At 64.9% G+C, this 19,608-nt stretch carries 21 protein-coding genes; 13 read left to right on the top strand and 8 right to left on the bottom strand.

Annotated elements, in window-relative coordinates:
* Window positions 1–97 precede the first annotated feature (97 nt).
* From AC07VH_RS24480 to AC07VH_RS24445, 8 genes are all read left to right on the top strand, one after another.
* Window positions 98–1,036 carry a hydrogen peroxide-inducible genes activator gene (locus AC07VH_RS24480; protein WP_230541530.1) on the top strand — a complete coding sequence of 313 codons (939 nt, stop codon included), beginning with the start codon at window positions 98–100 and terminating at the stop codon, window positions 1,034–1,036.
* A 58-nt stretch (window positions 1,037–1,094) separates the two neighbouring features.
* A complete protein-coding gene (gene ubiA / locus AC07VH_RS24475; protein ID WP_475414669.1) occupies window positions 1,095–1,949 on the top strand; it encodes a 4-hydroxybenzoate octaprenyltransferase in 855 nt (284 codons plus the stop codon).
* Window positions 1,950–2,057: 108 nt separating this feature from the next.
* Window positions 2,058–2,414, top strand: a complete 357-nt coding sequence (locus AC07VH_RS24470; protein ID WP_436543883.1) for an ElaB/YgaM/YqjD family protein — start codon at window positions 2,058–2,060, stop codon at window positions 2,412–2,414.
* A gap of 55 nt (window positions 2,415–2,469) precedes the next feature.
* On the top strand, window positions 2,470–2,847 hold the full coding sequence (locus tag AC07VH_RS24465; protein ID WP_494788567.1) for a phage holin family protein: 378 nt from the start codon (window positions 2,470–2,472) through the stop codon (window positions 2,845–2,847).
* Window positions 2,844–3,191: a hypothetical protein gene (locus AC07VH_RS24460; protein WP_475414667.1), complete on the top strand. Its 348-nt coding sequence runs from the start codon at window positions 2,844–2,846 to the stop codon at window positions 3,189–3,191. Before AC07VH_RS24465 ends, AC07VH_RS24460 begins: the two co-directional genes overlap by 4 nt.
* A gap of 89 nt (window positions 3,192–3,280) precedes the next feature.
* Window positions 3,281–3,838 carry a DUF3455 domain-containing protein gene (locus AC07VH_RS24455; protein ID WP_475414666.1) on the top strand — a complete coding sequence of 186 codons (558 nt, stop codon included), beginning with the start codon at window positions 3,281–3,283 and terminating at the stop codon, window positions 3,836–3,838.
* 90 nt (window positions 3,839–3,928) lie between these two features.
* The gene (locus AC07VH_RS24450) at window positions 3,929–4,495 is read left to right on the top strand and encodes a sigma-70 family RNA polymerase sigma factor (RefSeq protein ID WP_475414665.1); all 567 of its coding nucleotides are present in this window, start codon (window positions 3,929–3,931) and stop codon (window positions 4,493–4,495) included.
* Window positions 4,492–5,208, top strand: a complete 717-nt coding sequence (locus tag AC07VH_RS24445; RefSeq protein WP_494788566.1) for an anti-sigma factor — start codon at window positions 4,492–4,494, stop codon at window positions 5,206–5,208. Before AC07VH_RS24450 ends, AC07VH_RS24445 begins: the two co-directional genes overlap by 4 nt.
* 12 nt (window positions 5,209–5,220) lie before the next feature.
* Here AC07VH_RS24445 and proC read toward each other — a convergent pair whose 3' ends face one another.
* Both proC and AC07VH_RS24435 read right to left on the bottom strand, forming a co-directional pair.
* Window positions 5,221–6,051 carry a pyrroline-5-carboxylate reductase gene (proC, locus tag AC07VH_RS24440; protein WP_494788565.1) on the bottom strand — a complete coding sequence of 277 codons (831 nt, stop codon included), beginning with the start codon at window positions 6,049–6,051 and terminating at the stop codon, window positions 5,221–5,223.
* A gap of 22 nt (window positions 6,052–6,073) precedes the next feature.
* Window positions 6,074–6,775, bottom strand: coding sequence for a YggS family pyridoxal phosphate-dependent enzyme (locus tag AC07VH_RS24435; RefSeq protein WP_494788564.1), 702 nt, complete (start codon window positions 6,773–6,775; stop codon window positions 6,074–6,076).
* Window positions 6,776–6,845: 70 nt separating this feature from the next.
* On the opposite strand from AC07VH_RS24435, the gene AC07VH_RS24430 reads away from it, so the two are divergent.
* The 4 genes from AC07VH_RS24430 (at window position 6,846) to AC07VH_RS24415 (ending at window position 11,812) form a co-directional block, all read left to right on the top strand.
* On the top strand, window positions 6,846–7,889 hold the full coding sequence (locus tag AC07VH_RS24430) for a type IV pilus twitching motility protein PilT (protein WP_494788563.1): 1,044 nt from the start codon (window positions 6,846–6,848) through the stop codon (window positions 7,887–7,889).
* A 3-nt stretch (window positions 7,890–7,892) separates the two neighbouring features.
* Window positions 7,893–9,032: a PilT/PilU family type 4a pilus ATPase gene (locus AC07VH_RS24425; RefSeq protein ID WP_494788562.1), complete on the top strand. Its 1,140-nt coding sequence runs from the start codon at window positions 7,893–7,895 to the stop codon at window positions 9,030–9,032.
* Window position 9,033: 1 nt separating this feature from the next.
* Window positions 9,034–9,519, top strand: a complete 486-nt coding sequence (locus AC07VH_RS24420; protein WP_475414660.1) for a glutathione peroxidase — start codon at window positions 9,034–9,036, stop codon at window positions 9,517–9,519.
* 184 nt (window positions 9,520–9,703) lie between these two features.
* Window positions 9,704–11,812, top strand: coding sequence for a putative bifunctional diguanylate cyclase/phosphodiesterase (locus AC07VH_RS24415; protein WP_494788561.1), 2,109 nt, complete (start codon window positions 9,704–9,706; stop codon window positions 11,810–11,812).
* Here AC07VH_RS24415 and glcF read toward each other — a convergent pair.
* Genes glcF through AC07VH_RS24400 form a run of 3 tightly spaced genes read right to left on the bottom strand, consistent with a single transcriptional unit; the run spans window position 11,805 to window position 15,612 of the window.
* A complete protein-coding gene (gene glcF, locus AC07VH_RS24410; protein ID WP_494788560.1) occupies window positions 11,805–13,031 on the bottom strand; it encodes a glycolate oxidase subunit GlcF in 1,227 nt (408 codons plus the stop codon). The two genes, AC07VH_RS24415 and glcF, sit on opposite strands and share 8 nt — an antisense overlap.
* A 4-nt stretch (window positions 13,032–13,035) precedes the next feature.
* Window positions 13,036–14,106, bottom strand: a complete 1,071-nt coding sequence (gene glcE / locus AC07VH_RS24405; protein WP_494788559.1) for a glycolate oxidase subunit GlcE — start codon at window positions 14,104–14,106, stop codon at window positions 13,036–13,038.
* Window positions 14,107–14,121: 15 nt separating this feature from the next.
* On the bottom strand, window positions 14,122–15,612 hold the full coding sequence (locus AC07VH_RS24400) for an FAD-linked oxidase C-terminal domain-containing protein (RefSeq protein WP_494788558.1): 1,491 nt from the start codon (window positions 15,610–15,612) through the stop codon (window positions 14,122–14,124).
* A gap of 151 nt (window positions 15,613–15,763) precedes the next feature.
* Between AC07VH_RS24400 and AC07VH_RS24395 the strand changes: the two genes are divergently transcribed.
* Window positions 15,764–16,318, top strand: coding sequence for a cob(I)yrinic acid a,c-diamide adenosyltransferase (locus AC07VH_RS24395; RefSeq protein ID WP_494788557.1), 555 nt, complete (start codon window positions 15,764–15,766; stop codon window positions 16,316–16,318).
* Between the two features lie 61 nt (window positions 16,319–16,379).
* Here AC07VH_RS24395 and AC07VH_RS24390 read toward each other — a convergent pair whose 3' ends face one another.
* The 3 genes from AC07VH_RS24390 to AC07VH_RS24380 all read right to left on the bottom strand — a co-directional run bounded on the left by AC07VH_RS24390 (window position 16,380) and on the right by AC07VH_RS24380 (window position 19,489).
* Window positions 16,380–16,568: a hypothetical protein gene (locus AC07VH_RS24390; protein WP_494788556.1), complete on the bottom strand. Its 189-nt coding sequence runs from the start codon at window positions 16,566–16,568 to the stop codon at window positions 16,380–16,382.
* 72 nt (window positions 16,569–16,640) lie between these two features.
* Window positions 16,641–17,021, bottom strand: coding sequence for a glutaredoxin family protein (locus tag AC07VH_RS24385; RefSeq protein WP_475414654.1), 381 nt, complete (start codon window positions 17,019–17,021; stop codon window positions 16,641–16,643).
* Between the two features lie 374 nt (window positions 17,022–17,395).
* The gene (locus AC07VH_RS24380) at window positions 17,396–19,489 is read right to left on the bottom strand and encodes an FUSC family protein (RefSeq protein ID WP_494788555.1); all 2,094 of its coding nucleotides are present in this window, start codon (window positions 19,487–19,489) and stop codon (window positions 17,396–17,398) included.
* Window positions 19,490–19,608 lie beyond the last annotated feature (119 nt).

The raw sequence follows: 19,608 nt of genomic DNA, 5'->3' as shown, positions 1-19,608 counted from the left end.
GGGCGATCCGCTACAATACGCCATCGGCGCCACAGTTTCACGTTTGCGCCACCTTTCATTCATTGCAAGTAAGTACTTCCTGTGTTTCAATCAACCTATGACACTGACTGAACTGAAATATATCGTTGCAGTCGCGCGAGCGAAGCACTTCGGCCACGCCGCCGAAGCCTGTTTCGTTGCCCAGCCCACCCTGTCAGTGGCCATCAAGAAACTCGAAGACGAATTGGGCGTGGTCCTGTTCGAACGGGGCGGCGCGGAAATCTCCGTCACGCCCCTGGGCGCGCAGATCATCGCGCAAGCCGAGCGCGTGCTGGAACAGACGGCCGCCATCAAGGAGCTCGCAAAGCAGAACAAGGACCCGCTGGCCGGCCCCCTGCGCCTGGGCGTGATCTATACGATCGGCCCCTACCTGCTGCCGCCGCTGGTCAAGGCCATGATAGACCAGGTACCGCAGATGCCCTTGATTTTGCAGGAAAACTTCACGGTTCGCCTGCTCGAATTGCTGCGCCAGGGCGAACTGGACGTGGCCATCATGGCGCTGCCCCTGCCCGATCACGGCATGGCCATGCAGGAACTGTATGACGAACCGTTCGTCGTGGCCATGCCGCGCCAGCATCCGTGGACGGCGCGTGAAAAAATCGCCGCGCAGGATTTGAAATCGGAAACCATGCTGCTGCTGGGCAATGGCCACTGCTTCCGCGACCAGGTGCTGGAAGTGTGCCCCGAAATGGCGCGTTTTTCCTCGCCCGGCAACGGCATGCAGCGCACGTTCGAAGGTTCCTCATTGGAAACCATCCGCCACATGGTGGCCAGCGGCATCGGCCTGACGGTCTTGCCGCGCGCCTCCGTCGCGAATATGCACGCCACCGACGGCATGCTCGAATACCGGCCCTTCGCCGCCCCCGTGCCATCGCGCCGCGTGGTGATGCTGTGGCGCAAGAGTTTTACGCGCAAGGCGGCCATCGATGCCCTGTGCGCGGCCATCGCCAGCTGCAACTTGCCTGGCATCACCCCCTTGTGCGAAGACGACGAATAGTACATTTACATACTATTTGCGATAATCGACCTTTCTCTTCAACAAGATCGAGTCTTCCATGAACAAGCTGGCGCTGTATTTCCGCCTGATACGGCTGGACAAGCCTATCGGTACCGTATTGCTGCTGTGGCCTACCCTGTGCGCGCTGTGGCTGGCGCAGCAAGGGGTGCCGGACTGGCGGCTGCTGCTCATCTTCACTCTCGGCACCTTCCTGATGCGCTCGGCGGGCTGCGCCATCAACGACTACGCCGACCAGGATATCGACAAATTCGTCAAGCGCACGGCGGACCGTCCCATCACCAGCGGACGCATCAGCGGCAAGGAAGCGCTGGCCGTGGCCGGCGTGCTGACCGTGCTGGCCTTTTGCCTGATCCTGCCCCTGAATGCGCTGACCAAGCAACTGTCCGTGGCCGCCGTCATCATCGCCGGCACCTACCCGTACTTCAAGCGCTTCTTTGCGATTCCGCAAGCGTATCTGGGCATCGCCTTCGGCTTCGGCATTCCCATGGGCTTTGCCGCCATCACGGATTCCGTGCCCGTCGTCGCCTGGCTGCTGCTGCTGGGGAATGTCTTCTGGGCCGTGGCCTACGATACGGAATACGCGATGGTCGACCGCGACGACGATCTGAAGATCGGCATCAAGACCTCGGCCATCACCTTTGGCCGCTACGACGTGGCCATCGTCATGTTCTGCTATGCCGTCTTCCTGCTGCTGTGGCTGGCATGCGGCTGGTACCTGGGCTTGCGTTACTGGTTCGTCGCGGGCTTGCTGGCGGCGGCCGGCTGCGCCGCTTATCACTACACCCTGATCCGCGCACGCGAGCGTATGCCGTGTTTTGCGGCATTCCGGCATAATAACTGGCTAGGAGCAGCGGTGTTTGCGGGCGTGGTGCTGGACTTTGCTTTCCGTTAAGCAATGATCCTTGCGCCGCGGCAGCCCTTGAGGCGGCGCAAGACAGGCCTGGCCGCAGCTGCCTACACTGGTATTTCACTGTGCAGTTTCACTTCCATGAGGTAATACATGAGCTCGATACATACCGGAAAATCCAGCAGCGACAACATCCTCGCCGACGCCGACAAGGCTCGCGACAAACTGGTCGGCGACCTGAAAACCGTCATCAATGAAGCGGAAGGCTGGCTCGATGGCGCCAAGGATCAGACGGGCGAGAATGTCAAAGCCGTCAAGGACAAGTTCATCGCCACCCTGGAAACGGCCAAGAAAGACTTGATCAAGCTGGAAGAAGACTTGCTCGAACGTACCAAGAAGGCAGCCAAGGCCACCGACGAATACGTGCAGGACAATCCATGGAAAGCCGTGGGCGCGGGCGCCGTCGTCGGCGTGCTGTTCGGCCTGCTTCTCTCCTCGTCACGCCGCTAGCAGTACCGGCGGCGCTGGCCGCCTCCCCTGACGCGAAAGGCAGCATATGGCTATCATGCAGCATGTCGCCCAAGTCGCAGCGACCCTCGCCGCCATCGTCCAGACCCGTCTGGCCCTGGCGGCCGTGGAAATGGAAGAAGAGTCGCTGCGCTTCCTGTCCTATCTGGCGCTGGCCATGCTGGCGCTGCTGTGCCTGTTCGTCGGCCTGGTCTTGATCGTGTTCCTCGTCATCGTGCTGTTCTGGGATACGCACCGCATCGCCGCCATCGCCATCACGGCCGCCGTCTTCATCGGCGCCGCCGTCGCCACCCTGCTGGGCGTGCGCGCCAGTTTCCGCAGCAAGCCGAAACTGCTGTCCTTCACGCTTACCGAACTGAACAAAGACCTGGACGAGCTGCAACTGCTGGCCCGCCGGGGATCGGAGCGGCCATGACCACGCATCCCACCAAGTTGTCGCATGTGCACAATGCCGCCAGCCTGGCGCAGCGGCGCGACGCGCTGCTGGCCGAATGCGCGCTGCAGCGCCTGGCCCTGGGCGTGCAGACGCGCCAGCTGCTCGAGCCTTTGACGGGCGGCAATCTGCGCCACACCCTGGCCACGCGTTTTAAAATTCCCCTGATGGTGGGCGGCGCCGTGCTGGGCCTGGTGCTGGTGCGCCCGCGCCGCTTCCTGCCGCTGCTGCGGGCCGGTGGCGCCCTGCTCAAGCACGCCACCACCGCCATGCCCGTCGTGCTGGCGCTGGCGCAGCGTTTCAGCAAGAAAACACCACCGCCGTAAAATATTTTTGCATAGCTGCATCCAAATGGCAGGCCCGGGCGTAGTAATGGTATCAACCAGCCGGTTGAGCCAACTACCAGGAGTTCGCCATGCATGCCACCATCGCCCCACGCCATACCGCCCCCTCGCTCACCGTCCTGTGCGCCGCCCTGCTCGTGGCTGCCTGCGCACCGATGAGCGCACGCTACTCGCAGGAACAATTGCCGAGCGCCGTCAAGGTGCCCGATGGCCATCAGGTGGCCATGCAGACGGTAGGCGTGGGCAAGATCGCCTACGAATGCAAGGCGAAGAAAGACATGACGGGGCATGAATGGGTCTTCGTGGGACCGGATGCGGCGCTGAACGACCGCGGCGGCATGCAAGTGGGCACGTATGTGGGCCCGCCTGCCACCTGGGCCAGCCTGGACGGCTCGAAAGTGACGGCGACGCAAGTGGCCGTGGCGCCGGCCGGCGCGGGCAATATCCCGTATCAGCTGGTGAAAGCCAATCCCGCCACGGGCAGCGGCGCCATGCAGGGCGTCAGCTACATCCAGCGCGTGGCCACCAGCGGCGGCGTGGCGCCAAGCAGCCCCTGCGGCATGGAGTCCGTCGGCGCCAAACAATGGGTGCCCTACCAGGCCGACTACATTTTTTGGAAATCGGCATAAATCCTTTCAAGCGACGGTTGGCAAGCGGGTTTCTGACCTATACTCGGCCTTGAAAACTTGCTAACCGTTCACTCAACGATTGCGCCGACCTTGCCAGCCCAAGCCGCCCCTTACGATTACGATGCCGCCCTGCGCGCCTGCGCCAGGGGCGAGCAGCAGGCATTGCACGGCCTGTACCAGCAGGAAGCACGCTACCTGCTGGGCGTGGCCCTGCGCATCGTGCGCCAGCGGGCGCTGGCCGAAGACGTGCTGCACGACGCCTTCCTGAACATCTGGCGCCGCGCCGGCAGCTTCGACGCCACGCGCGGCAGCGGCAAGGGCTGGATCTATGTGGTGGTGCGGCACCAGGCGCTGAACGTGGCGCGCGCCCGCGCCCATGAAGTATCGGCCGACGAGGATACCGTGGAAACCCTGCTGCATGAACGCGAAGGCAACGATGCCGACGCCACCTCGGACGCCTACGCCCTGCAGGCGAACATGGGCAAGCTGCACGATTGCCTGGGGCACCTGGACGAACCCAAGCGCAACAGCATCCTGTACGCCTACGTCGATGGCTGTTCCCATGGCGAGATCGCGCAGCGCCTGCAAGCGCCGCTGGGAACCGTCAAGGCCTGGGTCAAGCGGGGCCTGGCTGCCTTGCGGGAGTGCATGGGATGATCACCAGCGACGAGGAATTGCAAAGGCTGGCCGGCGAATACGTGCTGGGTACTTTGGCGCTGGCCGAGCGCGTCGAGGTGGAACAGCGTTTGCCGCTTGACGCCGCCTTGCGCGACGCCGTGGCTGCCTGGGAACGGCGTCTGCTGCCCTTGACGACTTTGGCGCCGCCCGAAACGCCCTCGGCGCAACTGTGGCCGCGCATCAGCGCCAGCCTGTTCACGCCGAAAACCGTGCGGCAGGCGGGCGGCTGGCAAGCGTGGTGGAACAGCCTGGCCTTCTGGAGAATACTGGCCGGCGGCGGCTTGGCGGCCACCGCCGTGCTGGCCGTGCTGGTGACCGTGCAGCTGCAGGCGCCAGCCGGGCCCGGCTACCTGGTGGTGCTGGTGGCGCCGCAGGATAAATCGCCGGGCTGGATCGTGCAGGCTGGCGGACGCGGCGGCAAGAACCGCGACCTGAGCCTGATCCCGCTGGGGCCGACCGCCGTGCCGCAGCAGAAAGCCCTGCAATTCTGGACCAAGGGCAAGGACTGGGGCGCGCCCGTCTCGCTGGGCCTGGTCAAGCCGGGGCAAAGCGTCAAATTGACCCTGGACAAGCTGCCGCCGCTGCAGCCGGAGCAATTGTTTGAAATCACCTTGGAGCCGGAAACGGGCTCGCCCACGGGCCGGCCGACGGGGCCGGTGCTCTACATCGGCCGCGCCGTCAAGGTCATGTAATTACCTGCCCACTTATTTACCCAGCTCGTCACCCATCTCGCACCCCCGCTGCGCGGCCGCCTTGATGCCCTTGACGATGGCCGCCTTCACGCCGCTCTCTTCCATGCTGGTCAAGGCCGCGTAGGTCGTGCCGCCCTTCGACGTGACGCGCTCGCGCAACAGCGACACGGGCTCGCTGGAATTCGCCGCCAGCTGCGCCGCGCCCGTAAACGTGGCAATGGCCAGCTGCGTGCCCTGCTCCGGGGTCAAGCCCAGCTCGGCGGCCGCCTGCTGCATCGCCTCGATAAAGTAAAACACATAGGCGGGGCCGCTGCCGGAGACGGCCGTGACGGGGTCGATCTTCGCTTCGTCATCGAGCCAGACTGTCTGGCCGACGGCGCGCAGGATGGCGTCCGCCGTTTTCTTTTGCTCCGCGCTGACGCCGCTGCTGGCCACCATGCCCGTGATGCCCATGCCGATCAGGGCCGGCGTGTTCGGCATGCAGCGCACGATGGCCGGATAACCGCCGAGCCAGCGCGACAGGTCGGCCGCGCGGATGCCGGCCGCGATCGACAGGATCAATGGCGCCCGCTCGCCGTCGAGGAAAGGCAGCAGCTGCGCCGCCACTTCGCGCATGCTTTGCGGCTTGACGGCCAGCACGATCACGTCCACGCCGCGCAGCGCGTCACTGGCGGACGCCGCCGTCGTGACGCCGAATTGCGCCTGCAGTTTTTCCAGCGCGGGCGCGTGCGGGTCGATCACGTGGATGTTGCCGCCCAGGGTCAGCTTGCCCGCCAGGCCGGCGATCAGGGCCGCGGCCATGTTGCCGCCGCCTACAAAGGCGATATTCAATTCTGTCGTCATGGCTATGCTTTCTATCAATCAGTTAGGAGTAATTGCGGGAACCGAAGATGGCGCTGCCCACGCGCACGATGGTGGCGCCCTCGAGCACGGCGGCGCGCAAGTCGGCCGACATGCCCATCGACAGGGTGTCGAGCGCCAGCCCTTCAGTCTTCAATTGTTGGTACAGCGCGCGCAATTGCGCGAACGCACGACGCTGGAGGGTGACATCCGTTTCCGGCTCGGGAATCGCCATCAGGCCGCGCAAGCGCAGGCGCGGCAGCTGCGCCACGGCGCGCGCCAGCGCCGGCAAGTCCGCCGGCGCCACGCCGCTCTTGCTCGCTTCGCCGCTGATATTAACTTGCAGACAGATATTCAGGTCCGGCAAGCCGGCCGGGCGCTGCTCGGACAGGCGCGCGGCGATCTTTTCCCGCTCCACCGTATGCACCCAGTCGAAATGTTCGGCGATGGGGCGCGTCTTGTTGCTCTGGATGGGGCCGATGAAATGCCAGGCGGGTGCGCCTTGCGGCAGCGCAAGCTTGACGGCGGCGATCTTGTCGAGCGCTTCCTGCAGATAGTTTTCGCCAAACGCCGCCTGGCCCGCGCGCATGGCTGCCAGCACGGCGTCCGCGCCGAAGGTTTTTGACACGGCCAGCAGGGTCACGTCGGCGGGCGCACGCTGCGCCTCCACGGCGGCCTGCGCAATACTGTCGCGCACGGCTTGCAAGTTCTGTTCGATTGTGGACATAATCATTTTCTAGTGTATAGGGGCGGCGGCACGGTGCGCCAGCCCATCAATGCAGGCACAGGGATTATAAATGGACATCTCCGAACTTCTCGCTTTCTCCGTCAGCAACAAGGCTTCCGACCTGCACCTGTCTTCCGGCCTGCCGCCGATGATACGGGTCAATGGCGACGTGCGCCGCCTGAACGTGGCCCCGCTCGAGCACAAGGAAGTGCACAGCATGATCTACGACATCATGAACGACAGCCAGCGCAAGGCGTATGAAGAGGCGCTCGAGTGCGATTTCTCGTTCGAGATTCCCGGCCTGGCCCGCTTCCGCGTCAACGCCTACAACCAGGAGCGCGGCGCCTCGGCCGTGCTGCGCACGATTCCATCGAAGGTGCTGACCCTGGAAGACCTGAACGCGCCGCGCATCTTCGGCGAACTGGCCATGCGCCCGCGGGGCCTCGTGCTGGTGACGGGCCCGACGGGTTCCGGCAAGTCGACCACCCTGGCGGCCATGGTGAACCACGTCAATGAACGCCTGAACCACCATATATTGACCATCGAAGACCCGATCGAATTCGTGCATGAACCGAAGAAATGCCTGATCAACCAGCGCGAGGTTGGCTCGCACACGCACTCGTTCAGCAACGCGCTGCGCTCGGCCCTGCGCGAAGACCCGGACGTCATTCTGGTGGGCGAACTGCGCGACCTGGAAACCATCCGCCTGGCGCTGACGGCGGCCGAGACGGGCCACCTCGTGTTCGGCACCCTGCACACCTCGTCGGCGGCAAAATCGATCGACCGCATCATCGACGTCTTCCCCGCCGAGGAAAAGGAAATGGTGCGCGCCATGCTGTCCGAATCCTTGCAAGCCGTCATTTCGCAGAACTTGCTCAAAACCAAGGACGGCGCGGGCCGCGTGGCCGCGCATGAAATCATGCTGGCCACGCCGGCCGTGCGCAACCTGATCCGCGAAGCGAAAGTGGCGCAGATGTATTCGGCCATCCAGACGGGCAGCAACATGGGCATGCAAACGCTGGACCAGTGCCTGTCCGACCTGGTGCGGCGCGGCACGATCTCGGCGGAAACGGCCCGCTCGGCCGCCAAATCGCCTGAAAACTTCCCCGGATAAGCCATGCAGACGACGCACGAACACTATGGCGCCATGCACGCGCTGCTGGCGCAGATGCGCGCACGGGGCGGCTCGGACCTGTTCATCACGGCCGGCTTTCCGCCCGCTATCAAGCTCGACGGCAAGCTGACGCCGCTGGCGGGCGCCGCGCTGGCCGCGCAGCAGGCGGCCGGCTACGTGCGCGCCGTCATGAACGAACGCCAGACGGCCGAGTTCGAATCCAGCCGGGAAGCCAATTTCGCCATCAGCCCGGAGGGACTCGGGCGTTTCCGCGTGTCCGCCTTCGTGCAGATGGGCCAGGCAGGCATGGTCTTGCGCTTGATCAATACCGCCATCCCCACGCTGGATGGGCTGGGTTTACCCGCCATCCTGCAAGACATCGTGATGAGCAAGCGGGGCCTCGTCATCATGGTGGGCGCCACGGGCTGCGGCAAGTCGACCACCCTGGCGGCGATGGTGGGCCACCGCAACGCGCACAGCCATGGCCACATCATCACCATCGAAGACCCCGTGGAATTCATCCATCCTCATGGCAACTGCATCGTCACCCAGCGCGAAGTGGGCGTCGATACGGACGACTGGGCCACGGCCCTGAAAAACACCTTGCGCCAGGCGCCCGACGTGATCCAGATCGGCGAGATACGCGACCGCGACACCATGGACCACGCCATCGCGTTTGCCGAGACGGGCCATCTGTGCCTGGCGACCTTGCACGCGAACAACGCCAACCAGGCGCTGGACCGCATCATCAATTTCTTCCCCGAAGAGCGGCGCCAGCAGCTGCTGATGGATCTGTCGCTGAATTTGAAGGGCATGATTTCGCAGCGCCTGATCCCCAACAAGGAGGGCGGCGGGCGCAAGGCGGCGCTGGAAATCCTGCTCAATTCGCCGCTGATGAGCGACCTGATCTTCAAGGGCCAGGTGCACGAGATCAAGGACCTGATGAAGAAATCGCGCGAACATGGCATGCAGACGTTCGACCAGGCCTTGTTCGACCTGCACCAAGCGGGCGCCATCAGCCATGAAGACGCGCTGCGCAATGCGGACTCCGTCAACGACCTGCGCCTGGCGATCAAGCTCAAGGGCGCAACGGCGCCGGAAACGGCGCCGCCCTCAACCGCCACCAAACTGGGACTCCTCTGACATGACCAGCATCCACGATTTCCAGGCCGAGGCACTGGACGGCACGCCGATCGACCTGGCCCGCTACAAGGGCAAGGTACTACTGATCGTCAACACGGCCAGCGCCTGCGGTTTCACGCCCCAATACGAGGGACTGGAAGCGCTGTACCGCGCATTCCACGAGCAGGGCCTGGTCGTGCTGGGCTTTCCCTGCAATCAATTCCGCCAGCAGGAACCGGGCTCGAATGCGGAAATCAAAGCCTTTTGCGAAAAGAACTTCGGCGTCACCTTTCCCCTGTTTGCCAAGGTCGACGTGAATGGCCCGCATACGCACCCTGTCTTTGCGCAATTAAAACAGGCGGCGCCCGGCATATTGGGCACGCAGTCGATCAAATGGAATTTCACCAAATTTTTGGTGCGCAAGGATGGCAGCGTATTTCGCCGCTACGCGACGGCCAGCAAACCGGCCAGCCTGGCGGCCGACATTCGGCAATTACTACAGGAATAGCCATTCGACGATTTGATTAAAAACAATAACTACTGAAATCAATCAATCCACATTTATTTCATGCTTGATATCAATATTGTGTTTCCAATAGCAAATTTCGGTGATAATGTTTGCATAATTATTCGCAGATATCGATCAAAAAACGATGCCAGTCTTTGGGAAAATAATATCTTCATGGATGCGGATGGGCATTTATTCCCGCCTCTTCATTCCTATTTTCTTCCTGATACTCGCCGTTTCCGCCGTCCGCTATCACGCCCTGCTCGGTACGGAAACGGCGCTGGCCAATGCGCGCTACCAGAGCGATGCCCGGCAACTCGACCTGTTCCTCGCCAATAGCGTGCTGCCGCTGGCCGTGCACGCGGACGGCCACGCGATGCACGACAGCGTGCGGCAAGTGCTGCGCAGCGCCCTGCCGCTGAACCGCAGCCTCGTTTCCGCCCGCTGGGACACGGCTGGCGAGCATGTCGAGGTGCTGGCCGACAGCAAGCTTGCCGACACGCTGGCGACGGTGCCGGCGTGGTTCGCGCGCCTGGCCGGCATCACGGCCATCCGCAGCCGCCTGACGGTGGCGCTGCCGGACGGCGGCGACGGCACCCTCGACCTGCACTACACGCCCGGCCTGCCCCTGGCGCAGGTGTGGCACCGGGTACGCCAGCAGGCCGTGCTCAGCACCATCAATATCGTCCTCGTCTTCCTGCTGCTGGGCCTGATCCTGGCCGCGCACCGCAAGCTGCTGGCGCGCTTCGTGCAGGCGACCGACCGCTTCCGCGATGGCAACTTCGCCGTGCGCCTGGCGGCCGGCGCCACGCCCGAGGCGCAAGCCGTGTCGCAGTCGTTCAACGGCATGGCCGGCGATATCGAAGAACTGCTGACCTCGCTCAAGACCAGCCAGCGCCAGCTGGGCGAACAGCTGAACGAAACCGTGCACATGCAGCAGGCGCTGCAAAAGCTGTCGTGGCAAAACTACAATGACGTGCTGACGGGCTTGCCCAACCGTGCCGCGCTGGCCGCCCGCTTCGAACAGGAACTGTTCCTGGCGCGCGAACGCCAGCGCCTGCTGGCCGTCTGCCTGTTCGACCTCGATCACTTCCAGGCCATCAACGACCGCTACGGCGCCGAGGCGGGCGATGAAATCCTCAAGCAGGTGGCGGGCCGCCTGCACGGCTTTACGGGCCAGGTCCACTACGCGGCGCGCCTGGGCGGCGATGAATTCGTCCTGCTGCTGTGCGGCCAGGCCAGCATCGCCAGCATCGAACAGAACGTCACGCAGCTGATGGCCGAGCTGGGCCGCCCCTACCAGTGCGACCAGCAGGCGCTGCACATGACGGCCAGCGCCGGCATCGCCGTCTACGCGGGCAAGGACCTGAATACGGAAAGCCTGCTGCGCCACGCCGACCACGCCGTCTACCAGGCGAAGCTGACGGGGCGCAACCAGTACCATTTCTTCGACACCAACCTCGACGAGGAAGTGCGCACCCACCACAACCAGCGCACGGAAGTGCGCCAGGCCCTGATCAACGGCGAACTGCGGCTGTACTACCAGCCCAAGGTGAATATGCGCGCCGGCACGGTGGTGGGCATGGAAGCGCTGCTGCGCTGGCAGCATCCGCGCCGCGGCGTGCTGGCGCCCGCGCAATTCCTGCCGCTGGTGGAGCAGACGGATTTGATCATCGATATCGGCGAATGGGTGCTGCGCCAGGCCCTGTGGCAGATGCAGCGCTGGGTGGCCTGCGGCAAGCACTGGGTGGTCAGCGTGAACATCGCGGCGCGCCACTTCCAGCAACCGGACTTCGTCTCGCGCCTGGAAACCATCCTCGGCGAATTTCCCGGCGTGCGCGCCAGCATGCTGGAACTGGAAATCCTCGAATCGTCGGCCCTGCACGACATCGAGGACGTGCGCCGCATCATCCGCGCCTGCCAGGCGCTGGGCATCACCTTCGCGCTCGACGATTTCGGCACCGGCTACTCGTCGATGTCCTACCTGAAACGCCTGCCGGCGAATATCGTCAAGATCGACCAGAGCTTCGTGCGCAATATGCTCAACGACCGCGACGACCTGCACCTGGTGCGCGCCGTCATCGGCCTGGCCCGTTCCTTCAGCCTGACGGTGATCGCCGAAGGCGTGGAAAGCGTCGAGCATGGCGCGCGCCTGATCCAGCTGGGTTGCGATCTGGCGCAAGGCTACGGCATCGCCCGCCCCATGCCGGCCGACGCCGTGCTGGAGTGGGCGAACAATTTCATCCCGGCCCCGCAGTGGCGTATCGCGCAGTTCAGCGAGGTACCTATTTAGACGTCAGGGCCGAGTCGATCAGCTCGATCCAGTGCCGCACGGGCGTCTCGGTGCCCGACTGCAGATGGCTCAGGCAGCCGATATTCGCCGACACGATCATCTCCGGCTCGCACGCTTCCAGGTGCGCCAGCTTGTTGTCGCGCAGCTGCTGCGACAGGGCCGGCTGCAGGATCGAATACGTGCCGGCCGAACCGCAGCACAAATGGCTGTCCGCGCACAGGCGCACGTCGACGCCGACGGCGCGCAGCACCTGCTCCACCTTGCCGCGCACCTGCTGGCCGTGCTGCAGGGTGCAGGGCGGGTGATACGCCACTCGCTTGCCGATGCGCCCTTGCAGCAGCGCCGCCAGCTGCGCCTCAAACGCCGGCATGATCTCGGACAGATCGCGCGTCAGTGCCGCGATGCGCCGCGCCTTGTCCGCATACCGCGCATCGTGCGCCAGCAGATGGCCGTATTCCTTCACCGTGGCGCCGCAGCCGGACGCCGTCATGACGATGGCTTCCGCGCTGTCGACGTACGGCCACCAGGCGTCGATATTGCGGCGCATGTCGTCCAGCGCCGCTTCCTGGTCGTTCAGGTGATGGCGCAGCGCGCCGCAGCAGCCCGCCTTCGGCGCGACGATCAACTGCACGCCGAGCGCATCGAGCACGCGCGCCGTAGCCGCGTTGATGTTGGGCGACATGGCCGGCTGCACGCAGCCGTCGAGCAGCAGCATGCTGCGCGCATGCCGGCGCGCCGGCCATGCACCGGCTGCGGCGCCCGGGCGCAATTTATCCTGCAAGCTTTTCGACAGCAGCGGGCGCAGCGCCTGCCCCGCCTTGTACACGGGCGTAAACAGCCAGCGGCGCGGCAAGGCTTCCTTCAGGGCGAAGCGCAGCGCGCGTTCGCGCAAGGGGCGCTGCACGCGCTGCTCGACGACGTTGCGGCCGATGTCGACCAGGCGCCCGTACTGCACACCCGAGGGACAGGTCGATTCGCAGTTGCGGCAGGTCAGGCAGCGGTCCAGGTGCGTCTGCGTCCTGGCCGTGACTGGCGCGCCCTCCAAGACCTGCTTGATCAGGTAGATGCGTCCGCGCGGGCCGTCGAGTTCATCGCCCAGCAGCTGGTAGGTGGGACAGGTGGCCGTGCAAAAACCGCAATGCACGCAGGCGCGCAGGATGGCTTCGGCTTCGTCGCCTGCCGGCGTATTCTTGATGAAATCGGCGAGATTGGTTTGCATGCGCTCAAGTCATTCTGTGCGGGTTGAAGATGCCGGCCGGGTCGAACGCCTGCCGCAGGCGCTGGTGGATTTTTTCAACGGCCGGCGCCAGCGGATGGAATACGCCCACGGCCTTGTCGCCGCCGCGGAACAGGGTGGCGTGGCCGCCAAGCGCGGCCACGGCCTGGCGGATGTCCTGCGCCCCGGCCGCATCGGCGTCGCCGTCGAGCTTGAGCCAGCGCTGCGCGCCGCCCCACTCGATCAGCTGGCGCCCCTTGACGATCACGGCGCTGGCGTGCGATGGCAGCGACAAGCGCCACAGGCTGCCCGCGCCCGCAAAGAAGGCGTGCGTCTGCTCGCGCAAGGACAGCCAGAAGGCGGCCGCGTCATCGGGCGCCAGCACCTCGCCGCCCAGCGACTGCAGGGCCGCCGACACGGCTGCCTCGGCGCCGGACAGGCGCACGCTCAGGACGCCGTCGTGCCAGCAGCTGGCCGATATCGGCAGCGGTTGACCGGCCCATTCATTGAGCATGCGCAAGGCGGCGATTTCCGCGCACGCCAGGCGCAAGGTCGCTTCGCGCAGCGGCAAGGGCAGCACCTTCAGCGACACTTCCAGGATCAGGCCCAGGGTGCCCAGCGAGCCCGCCAGCAGGCGCGAGACGTCGTAGCCGGCCACGTTCTTCATCACCTGCCCGCCAAAGGCCAGGCGTTCGCCGTGGCCATCCATCAGCACGGCGCCCAGCACGAAGTCGCGCAAGGCGCCCGCGCTGGCCCGGCGCGGGCCGGACAAGGCGCTGGCGACGACGCCGCCCAGCGTGGCGCCGGGGCCGAAATGCGGCGGCTCGAAAGCCAGCATCTGATTGCGCGCGGCCAGCGCCGCCTCGATCTCGGCCAGCGGCGTGCCGCAGCGGGCCGTGATCACCAGCTCCGTCGGTTCATAGTCGATGATGCCGGCATACGCGCGCGTATCGAGCACCTCGCCATCGAGCTGCTGGCCATACCAGTCTTTCGTGCCGCCGCCGCGCAGGCGCAAGGGCTTGCCCGCCGCGCCGGCCGCCAGGATCTGCTGCCTGAATTGTTCCACGATTGCTTGCAAAGGAGTCTCCGGCGGTTAAAAACGGGGCAGGTTGGCGAACGGCAGCCGTCCCGCCGTCACATGCATCTTGCCGAATTCGGCGCAGCGGTTCAAGGTGGGAATCGCCTTGTCCGGGTTCAGCAGGGCATGGGGGTCGAAGGCGCGCTTGACGGCAAAGAAGGCATCGAGTTCGGCGCGCGTAAACTGCACGCACATGGAATTGATCTTTTCCATGCCCACGCCATGTTCGCCCGTGATGGTACCGCCCACGGCCACGCACAGGGCCAGGATGTCGGCGCCAAACGCCTCGGCGCGCTCGAATTCGCCGGGCATGTTGGCGTCGAACAGGATCAGCGGGTGCAAGTTGCCGTCGCCCGCGTGGAACACGTTGGCGCAGCGCAAGCCATGCGTCGTTTCCATGCCTGCGATGCCCGTCAGGACTTCGGCAAGGCGCTTGCGCGGAATGGTGCCGTCCATGCAGTAGTAGTCGGGAGAGATGCGCCCGGCGGCGGGAAAGGCGTTCTTGCGGCCGGACCAGAACTTCATGCGCTCCGCTTCCGACTGCGAGACGGCAATCGCGCTGGCGCCCGCCCCTTCCAGCACGGCCGTCATGCGCGCGATTTCCTCTTCCACTTCCTCGTGCGTGCCGTCCGCCTCGCACAGCAGGATGGCCGCCGCGTCGGTGTCGTAGCCGGCCTTGACGAACGGTTCGACCATGCGCGAGGACGTCTGGTCCATCATTTCCAGCCCTGCCGGGATGATGCCGGCGGCAATCACGTTGGCCACCGCATTGCCGCCTGTGACGACGTCGTCAAAAGACGCCATGATGACACGCGCCGTGGCCGGTTTCGGCACCAGTTTGACCGTCACTTCCGTGACGATGCCCAGCATGCCTTCGGAGCCGATGAAGACGGCCAGCAGATCGAGGCCGGGCGAGTCCAGGCATTCGCCGCCCAGTTCCAGCACGTCGCCATCGATGGTCACGACGCGCACGCGCAGCACATTGTGCACGGTCAAGCCGTATTTGAGGCAATGCACGCCGCCCGAGTTTTCCGCCACGTTGCCGCCGATGCTGCAGGCGATCTGCGACGACGGGTCGGGCGCGTAATACAGCGCGTGGGGCGCGGCCGCTTCGGAAATGGCCAGGTTGCGCACGCCCGGCTGCACCACGGCCGTGCGCGCATACGCATCGAGGCGCACGATGCGGTTCAGGCGCGCCGTCGACAGCACCACGCCGTCGGCGATGGGCAAGGCGCCGCCCGACAGGCCCGTGCCGGCGCCGCGCGGCACGATCGGCACCGCCAACTCGCGGCAGACGCCGAGGATGGCGATCACCTGTTCTTCCGTGTCCGGCAAGGTCACCACCATCGGCAGCTGGCGGTAGGCGGCCAGGCCGTCGCATTCATACGGCCGCGTGTCTTCCGCGTCGGACAGTACGCAGCGGGCCGGCAGCACGGCCAGCAGGGCCGCGACGACGGCTTGCTGGCGCGCGGCGGTCAATCCGGGTTCAGGGGCGGCATTGTGCATAAGATGGGAGGCAAATGGGCATGGGCGTGCAACGATTGTAAGCACAAAAGTGGCGCGCACCGCATTTTTTGTCCATTTCGAAGCCAAATCCGCGGCCAGTCGGCGCACAGTGTCGTATGCTGCCCCCATTCTTCTTTACAGGATCAGCATCATGGGCAACCGACTTTCGAAAATCGCCACGCGCACGGGCGACAATGGCAGCACCGGCCTGGGCGACGGCAGCCGCACCAGCAAGGACAGCGCCCGCATCCACGCCATGGGCGACGTGGACGAACTCAATTCCAACATCGGCCTGCTGCTGTGCGAAGCCATGCCCGACACCTTGCGCGAGGAGCTGGTGGCCATCCAGCACGACTTGTTCGACCTGGGCGGAGAAATCTGCATCCCCGGCTACCAGCTGATCAAGGAAGAGCACGTGCTGCGCCTCGACGCGCTATTGGCGAAATACAATGCGGACTTGCCCGCCCTCTCCGAATTCATCCTGCCGGCCGGCTCGCGCGCCGCCTCGCTGGCGCACGTGTGCCGCACCGTGTGCCGGCGCGCCGAGCGCAGCATCGTCGCGCTGGCCAATGCGGAGCCCCTGCACGAACATCCGCGCCAGTACGTGAACCGATTGTCGGACCTGCTGTTCGTGCTGTCGCGCGTGCTGAACCGCTTTGCCGGCGGCAGCGACGTGCTGTGGCGGCACGACCGCACGCGCGGGTAAGTAAGAACGGCGATGCTGATTGACAGGCATCGCCGTGTTGTATCCAGCTGACAGGCGCTTGCTAGCCGCAGGCCTGCAGACAGGCCTTATTGACACGCACGCAGTCAGGCACCTTGAACTCCATGACGCAGGCATCGCGCGCCATATAGCACTCGGACTGGCATTCCGAAATGTCGGCGGTACTGCTGGCCATGGCATACGAGGCGCTGACACCCATGGCAAACAAAAAGAAACCCAGTTTTTTAAACATAAGCACTCCTGTTGAATTGACAGACGATGACGGACATCCATGGCGCGCCGTCTCTTACACGCCATCCTGCAATCAGATTTTCTTCAGCGCCGCTTCCAGCGCGCCCGCATTGAAACCCTGGATCTTGCGGTTGCCGATCAACACCACGGGCACGCCGCCGCCGCCGAGTTCCGCATGGGCTTTTTTCGCCTCCGGTGATTTCTCGATATCGAGATCGACGAATTCGATCTTGTTCTCCTTGAAATATGCGCGCGTCTTGGCGCAATAACCGCACCAGTCCGTGCCGTACAGCACCACTTTTGCCTGGGCATTCGGGAAATACGCGGCGTAATTACCCTCCGTGTAATTCGACTTGAGCAAGCCGGGCAACAAGGACAGGCCATAACCGCTGCCCAGGCCGGCGGCCAGGATCAAGCCATACATGGCGATGGTTTTAATTTTCTTTTGCATCATGAAGCCACCTCGACGTCGTTACTTCCAAACCGGGGCGATTGTATCCCCCGGTCCACCCGGTTTTCTTCATTCACGCTGCATTCGGCCTTGCATGTATTGCTGGAATGGCCAGAAGATTGACGTAAAAAAGGAAATGCCACCTGCAGTACGATGCTTATTACTTTATCGAATTTACATCCTGCAAAATCGAATATAGACCGCACTTATTTTAGAGTCAACGTTTCCTTTCGATAAATTTCCAGTTTGAAAAATATATCGGCAAAGCCCATGCAATGTGGAATTTGGAGAGATTGGCAGGCGCGAAACGTCTATACAATAACAGCGCCGCAAGCAGGAGAGGCCGGTTGCGGGCGCAGCCGGCCGAGCGGCTACAGTCAGGCCGGTACAGGCAAGCTCGCGGGCCGCGCCTGCACATGTTCGCGCAATAATCCCCGCAACAGCTGCACCTGCGCCACCGCGTCGGCTTGCAGGGCAGTCAAGCCCTCTGCAGCGCAAGGGCCAGGCGCGCCGGCATCGGCTTCGCCGCGCAGCAGCGCATCGATTTCCCTGCTGACTTCAGCGATCCAGCGTTGCAATTCGGGCGCCGCCGGCTCGGCCTGCGGACTCAGACTGATGCGCGCCGTGCTGCCCGCCACGCGGCGCAGCAGCGGCAAGGTGCGCAGCGCCGCCAGGCCCACGCCGCTGCTGCGGTCCAGGCGGCGCTCGATGCGCAGGCGCTGCAGCACCTGTTCCGCGTTATTGCTGGCCAGCCCCGCCTCGCGGCGCAGGCGCGCGATGGCGCTATCCCATTTACCGCCCGCCGCCAGCACGGCCAGCAGGTATTTCAGGTTGGCCGACACGGCTTTCGCCAGGCGCTGGTCCAGGTCGTCCGCCTCGCGGTCCGGCCACAGGAAGAACGTGGCCAGCAGGGCCAGCAGGCAGCCGAGCACATTGTTGCCCAGGCGGCTAGCCGCATACACCATCTCGCTGGCGGGCGCCGCATAGTCGGCCACCAGCACGAAGGCGGGCGTCATGAACAGCACATGCAGGCTGTAGCTGACGCGGCGCAAGGCCATCGTGGCGACGATCAGGGGAAACACCACCAGCGAGATCGCCAGCGGGGTATGCACGGCCAGGCCGATCAGCACGGCCAGCAAGGCGCCCAGCACGCTGCCCGCCACGCGCTCGATGCCGCGCGGCCAGGTGGTCGACACGGACGGCTGCAATATCAACAAGGTGGCCATGGTGGCCCAGTAGCCGAACGGAATGTGCAAGGCTTCGACCAGCAAAAAGCCGGCCGTCGTCGCCAGCGACACGCGCGCCGCATGGCGCCAGCTCAGCGACTGCGGCGTGGCGTTGACTTTCGCCGTCTGCCACGCCTGCCCCAGCGCCAGGAAAGCCGCCTCGCGCCACGGCAGCTGCGCCGCGCGCGGCAAGCCCAGCTCCATGAAGTCCACGTTCAGGCGCAGCGGCAGCAAGGCGCCCAGCGCCGCTTCCAGGCGCCGTCCGCAGCCCGCCAGGCGGCGCTGCAATTCCAGGGGCGGCGCTTCCGGCTGGCGCTGCACGGCTTGCCCCAGGCGGCGCAGCAGCACGGCCATCACTTCCAGGCTGCGCCGCGCGCGCGGGTCCTGGCGCAGCCGCTGCTGCTCGCGCTCGCACGTATGCGTGACGGCGATCAGATAGGCGAAGATGCGCTCGGCGTCGCTGAGCGCCAGCAGCAGGTTGTCGTACAGGGCGCTGCGGCCCGCGCGCGCGGGCGGCACGGCGGCCAGCGCCACGCGCGCCGCTTCCAGCGCGGCGCGCGCCTGCGAACGGTAGCTGGCGCCATGCGCGGCCGCGTCCGGCAACGCCGGGCCCTGTTCCAGGAAGCGCGCATTGTCGCGCGCGATGCCGGCCAGGCGCGAATACGCGGCGCGGATGGCGCGCCGGGCGGGGCTGAACGGATGGATGCGCCAGACCGTAAAACTGAGCACGGTGGCGAACAGGCAGCCGAACATGTACAGCCCCAGAAACGGCGCCGTCTGCGTCATCGATGCCAATGGGTGCGTGACCATCACCACGCAGGCCGTGGCCGCCAGGATGGCCACTTGCGCCGTGGCCGCGCCCCAAATGCGCGCCAGCGCGCCGGCCCAGGAAAACAGCAGCACGGCGACGGCCGCCGTCGCAACGCCATGGCCGGCCGCCAGCGCCGTCAGGCCGCCGGCCACGGTCGACAGCAGGCCAAAGCCCACCATCGAGACAAAACGCATGCGCCGCGTGCCGGCCGCGTCGGCCAGGCACGTCCAGAAGGCGCCGATGGCGGCCCAGGAAAAATCGGGGTGGTCGAACAGCAGGCCCAAGAGCAGCATGGCGCTCGAGGCGCAGGCGGCCCGCAAGCCCTCGGACAGGTTCGTTTCGTCGATGGCCAGGCTGACCATCCACAGGGGACGGCGCTGCGCCAGCTTGTCGGTGTAGGCGTGCATGCCCGTCAGCCAGCGGCTTGCCAGCATGCGGGAACGGCGGTGGAGTTTCCTGAAATGCAAGATCGGCTTTGAAAGGGTATCAAAGCGTCATCGTAGCATTCCCGGACGAGAAATGCTGCAGTGCAGCGTAAAAACCCCGCAGGCGC

The sequence above is a fragment of the Janthinobacterium sp. GW821-FHT03C10 genome (genome assembly GCF_059420865.1).
Note: the sequence above shows the minus strand (reverse complement) of the source record. Positions and strands in the feature narration are given on the sequence as shown.